At 36.6% G+C, this 4,470-nt stretch carries 4 protein-coding genes; 1 reads left to right on the plus strand and 3 read right to left on the minus strand.

What is annotated here, in order from left to right; translation table 11 throughout:
* Window positions 1-2,196 (plus strand): TOMM precursor leader peptide-binding protein (locus GNF10_RS35405; protein WP_260446380.1); only part of this gene is annotated, 2,196 nt, incomplete at its 5' end.
* Between the two features lie 99 nt (window positions 2,197-2,295).
* On the opposite strand, the gene GNF10_RS35410 is transcribed toward GNF10_RS35405, so the two are convergent.
* The 3 genes from GNF10_RS35410 to GNF10_RS35420 all read right to left on the minus strand — a co-directional run bounded on the left by GNF10_RS35410 (window position 2,296) and on the right by GNF10_RS35420 (window position 4,140).
* Complete coding sequence (locus GNF10_RS35410; protein ID WP_185588023.1) at window positions 2,296-2,964, minus strand: hypothetical protein; 669 nt, start codon at window positions 2,962-2,964, stop codon at window positions 2,296-2,298.
* A gap of 172 nt (window positions 2,965-3,136) precedes the next feature.
* Window positions 3,137-3,778, minus strand: coding sequence for a hypothetical protein (locus tag GNF10_RS35415; RefSeq protein WP_185588020.1), 642 nt, complete (start codon window positions 3,776-3,778; stop codon window positions 3,137-3,139).
* An 89-nt stretch (window positions 3,779-3,867) separates the two neighbouring features.
* Window positions 3,868-4,140 carry a hypothetical protein gene (locus tag GNF10_RS35420; protein ID WP_185588018.1) on the minus strand — a complete coding sequence of 91 codons (273 nt, stop codon included), beginning with the start codon at window positions 4,138-4,140 and terminating at the stop codon, window positions 3,868-3,870.
* Between the last annotated feature and the right edge of the window lie 330 nt (window positions 4,141-4,470).

Genomic DNA, 4,470 nt, shown 5'->3' on the forward strand with positions numbered 1-4,470 from the left:
GAGTTATTACCCTCTAATTTAGCAATTTTTTGTCATCATCTCAATATTTCTCAGTCCCAAGCTTATCATGAATTACAATCAACTAAAGTTGCTGTTAAAACATTAGGATCTATAGCAGCAGTCAGGTTAGAAGAGTTTATCTCAATATTAAAATCTTTTCACATTAAAATTGCGGATGAAGGGGATTTAACGATTATTTTAACGGATAATTATTTGTACCCAAATTTAGAGGAGTTTAATCAACAAGCATTACAATCTAAAATCCCTTGGATGTTAATTAAACCATTAGGAACGATTGGCTGGATTGGTCCCTTATTCAATCCTCATAAAACAGGTTGCTGGTATTGTTTTGCTCAACGTTGGCGAGATAATCAACCCATTGAAGAGTTTATTTATAGACAGAAGAATCAGATAAAACTTGAGAATCTAGAAGCTAATAAAACAAAAATAAACCAAATAGAAGTTGCTCAGAAAAACATTAAGAAGATAGAAATTGAACAATTAGAAATTAACCCAAGAGAAATTAATAGTAGAGACGTTAGCAATAAAGAATCTGAGGAAATAAAAGCTAATCAAAAAGAATTTGACCAAAAAAAAGTTAATCAAAGAGAACTTTTAACTTCTCCTCTTGGTTTTTCTGAGGCAACAATACAAACTACTTTAACTCAAGCTGCAACAGAAGTGTTTAAATGGATTATCCAAAAAGGCAATCCTCAAATAGAAGGAAAACTAACTACTTATGATACCCTAACTTTACAAACTCAAGACCATATTTTGGTTAAACGTCCTCAATGTCTCAGTTGTGGACAAGTCTTTAATCAAACTCCTTTACCGATAGCTTTAGGACATCGTAAAAAAGGGTTTACGAGGGATGGAGGACACCGTTTTTGTTCTCCTGAAGAAACATTGACAAAATATCAACATCATATTAGTCCTATTACCGGAATTGTACGAGAATTAGTCAAAATTCCTAGTCATGGATTAATTCATACCTATCTTGCTAAACATCATTTTCGCAGTGTGTTTGATGATTTAGCTAGTTTACGACAAAATATGGGGGGAAGAAGTGCAGGAAAAGGCCGCACAGATAGTCAAGCAAGAGCAAGTGGTTTGTGTGAAGCAATTGAGCGTTATTCTGGGGTGTTTCAAGGAGATGAAATCAGAGAAAAAGCAAGTTATCAACAGTTAGAAAATAAAGCGATTCATCCGAATCAATGTATGGGCTTTAGTGAAAAACAATATCAAAATCGAGAACAATGGAATGCAAACTCTAAAGGATGGTTTCAAAAAGTACCTGAACATTTTGATGAAACGAGAATCATTGATTGGACTCCTGTATGGTCTTTAACTGAGCAAGTTTTTAAATATTTACCGACAGGATATTGTTATTATGGTTATCCTCAATCTGAACCCTTAGATTGTTGGGCTGATTCTAATGGTTGTGCGGCTGGAAATACGATAGAGGAAGCCATTTTACAAGGGTTTATGGAGTTAGTAGAACGGGATTGTGTGGCGTTATGGTGGTATAATAAGTTAGTAAAACCTTCTGTGGATTTGGAAAGTTTTGATGAGCCGTATTTTGTTCAATTAAAGCAATATTATGAGCATTTGAATCGGGATTTGTGGGTGTTAGATATTACTAGTGATTTGAATATTCCTTGTTTTGCAGCGATTAGTCCGAGAAAAGATAGAGAAGTAGAAGATATTATCTTAGGATATGGGGCGCATTTTGACACGAAAATTGCTATTAGTCGGGCGTTAACGGAGGTTAATCAAATTTTGCCTAACGTGTTATCGTTTGAGGAAGATGGGACAACGATTTATCCTCCTTCTGCTGATACTTTGGCGTTAAAATGGTGGCAAACAACGAGGTTAGGCAATCACTCTTATTTAGTTCCCGATAGTCAAATAATGCGGAAAAAAAGTAGTGATTATGCACAATTAGCGAGTGATGATTTATTAGCTGATGTAAAATTGTGTCAACGAATTGTTGAAGAAAAAGGGATGGAAATGTTAGTTTTAGACCAAACTCGTCCTGATATTGGGTTAAGGGTGGCTAAAGTTATAGTTCCCGGAATGCGTCATATGTGGAAGCGTTTAGGGGCAGGAAGATTGTATGATGTTCCTGTTAAGATGGGATGGTTAAAAGAGGCTTTAACGGAAGAAGGATTAAATCCGTTTCCTATGTGGATGTAACGCTTGTGGGAAAGAAGTATTTTTCGCTATGAACCAGACCATTTACGTCTACAATATCGGCTATCATTCAAAAAATAGAAAAGCGATCACACGACAAGATTAGCTATCACACTCAAACACTAAAAGATTATTTAAATTATATCTTAGCTCATTTTTACTAGCAGAGAAATTTACTTTTGTCGGTTTACTTATTGCGCTATTCGGTTGACTGATAAATTTCATCATACTAGAGTTGCTTGATGTGAAAACCGGTAATACGCTTCCTTCTGGAATATCGGTCACGGTAAGGTAATAAATCGTGTTTGTGTAGAACTGATACTGATAATTTGGTCTTCCTTGGGATACCAGTATTGGTTTATTTTTCATATAAACTGCAACACTCATCTTTAATGAGTCTTCCACTGTAAAACTTGTATCTGTAATTATTTGCATAACTCCACTTTCTATCTTGTCATTATAGTATGGTTCACTGAAAGTAAAATTCTGATCATCGTATTTTATATGAATCTCATTGACTCCACTTGCATCATTCGGTCTGACTTGCATCATCTTCTGAGATACATACGATACACCTACATCAAGAGGTTGTGAGGTACTGCCATAACCCAGCCCCCAAATAATGGACCAATCGAAAGTATGATGGTTGTCATTAGAAATTTTTTTACTCAACCAGATGAGAGGAAATCCCGATTTTAGAGCATCAGCTTGAAATAGAGCAATATTTTGGTCGGCTCCACTGGAGTTGTGTATTGTTAATGAATATTCCATAGTCACAGCGAAGTTAGAAACTTGACGGCGAGAGTGTCAATCTCATAGTAGCCGTTTATTGAGAAAATCAACTTTTTCAATTTGCACCTATCAAGCCAGCCCACCATTCAAATGGCAGACTAGCTTGATAGCAATAACTTTGGCTCAATAGCCATTTCAGGAAAATAGATGGCTACGCCGTCGGCACAACCGGCACAAATATTAATTCATCGTTTAACTCATATGAAAGAGATGTTACGCCACTAGCAAACGTAACATTTATCGGGTTAGTTACGAAGTCATCCGAAATAGCAACACTTTGATCCGAATCAGTCGTACAAATCCAATACTGTGGATGAGTATGGAAATTATACTTTCCATTTGGTTTTCCTTGAACTGCAAGTGCTGGAAGTCCATTCATGTACGCGGCGATACTCATAAGTTTTGCATCTGCAACCGTAAACGATGTATCGGTCGTGACTAGCATATCACCTGGCTTAACATTAGAATTGTTAAATGCTTCAGGGTTAGTTGAAAATTCGCCATTTGAATACGTAATCCCCATTTCGTTATTACCCCCCTGTGTAGCCGGGTTCATACTTTGTAATGGCCCCCCTGACTTCCACTTTACGCCTGGCGCGAGAACATCGTCACTCGTTCCCCAGTTTAAAGCCCAAGTGACAGACCAGGAGAAAGTCGTGTCGTTACCCTTATTGACGTTTTTGAGAATCCACACAAGTGGTAAACCGGCTACTACGTCAGGATATTGTTGGTAGATCGCTATTTTTTGTGGTGCGCCACTCTTGTTGGTTACTTTTATTGAATAGTCTGACATTACTTGTTCCTCTGTGTATTTGTGGTTTTTAGAATCTGGAAAAAATTTGATTTTCCATCTGGCAGTTAGTTACTGGCAATTCGCTACTTCTAAGTCAATATCCATTCATAATTAATTGTTCCACCTGAATTATTGGTAACTGAGAAATCACTTTTGTTTGGTGATCTTACCTCTTGGTTTGTTTGAGGATTTATATTCACAGTTTTACGCTCATCTACATATTGGTTATTGTCATTCTTGACTTGATATTTGACTGTAGCTGTTGCCCCAACTCCATATTGATTAGTATTAGTTCCCGTTATTTTTACTGCTGCAATTTTTCCATTGGATTTTGTAGTATCACCATTAGGTAAATGTGGCATTTTTGAACTCCTATGTTGGGTTGGAAGTGTTAAAAGTGATTTTTTTAATCACCTTTGATACCAGAATAAGTTTTATTTTTAGTAATAGCAATCTATAAAGTTAATACCTTTTTAATAGTTTTGTGAGTGGAATATTAACTTTTCTATTAAATTTATATTAGATTTGAAAATTCGTAACCGCCCCGTTAGAAGCGAACCCCAAGTTCGCAAACGTCGCCCAAAAGCTTACCCATTGATGACGAAACCCCGGTAAGAATTACGACAGCAGTTGCAAACTGCCTAACCCGCAAGTGTTGCAGATGTACAAGCGTACCATTCGTGTCTCAGATG

It is taken from the genome of Nostoc sp. UCD121, assembly GCF_014222285.1.
Lineage (GTDB): Bacteria > Cyanobacteriota > Cyanobacteriia > Cyanobacteriales > Nostocaceae > Nostoc.

What these genes read in the sequence shown, in the direction of transcription:
- GNF10_RS35410 (WP_185588023.1), bottom strand. Translation starts at nt 2,964, where the DNA reads ATGGAATATTCATTAACAATACACAACTCCAGTGGAGCCGACCAAAAT.
- GNF10_RS35415 (WP_185588020.1), bottom strand. Translation starts at nt 3,778, where the DNA reads ATGTCAGACTATTCAATAAAAGTAACCAACAAGAGTGGCGCACCACAA.
- GNF10_RS35420 (WP_185588018.1), bottom strand. Translation starts at nt 4,140, where the DNA reads ATGCCACATTTACCTAATGGTGATACTACAAAATCCAATGGAAAAATT.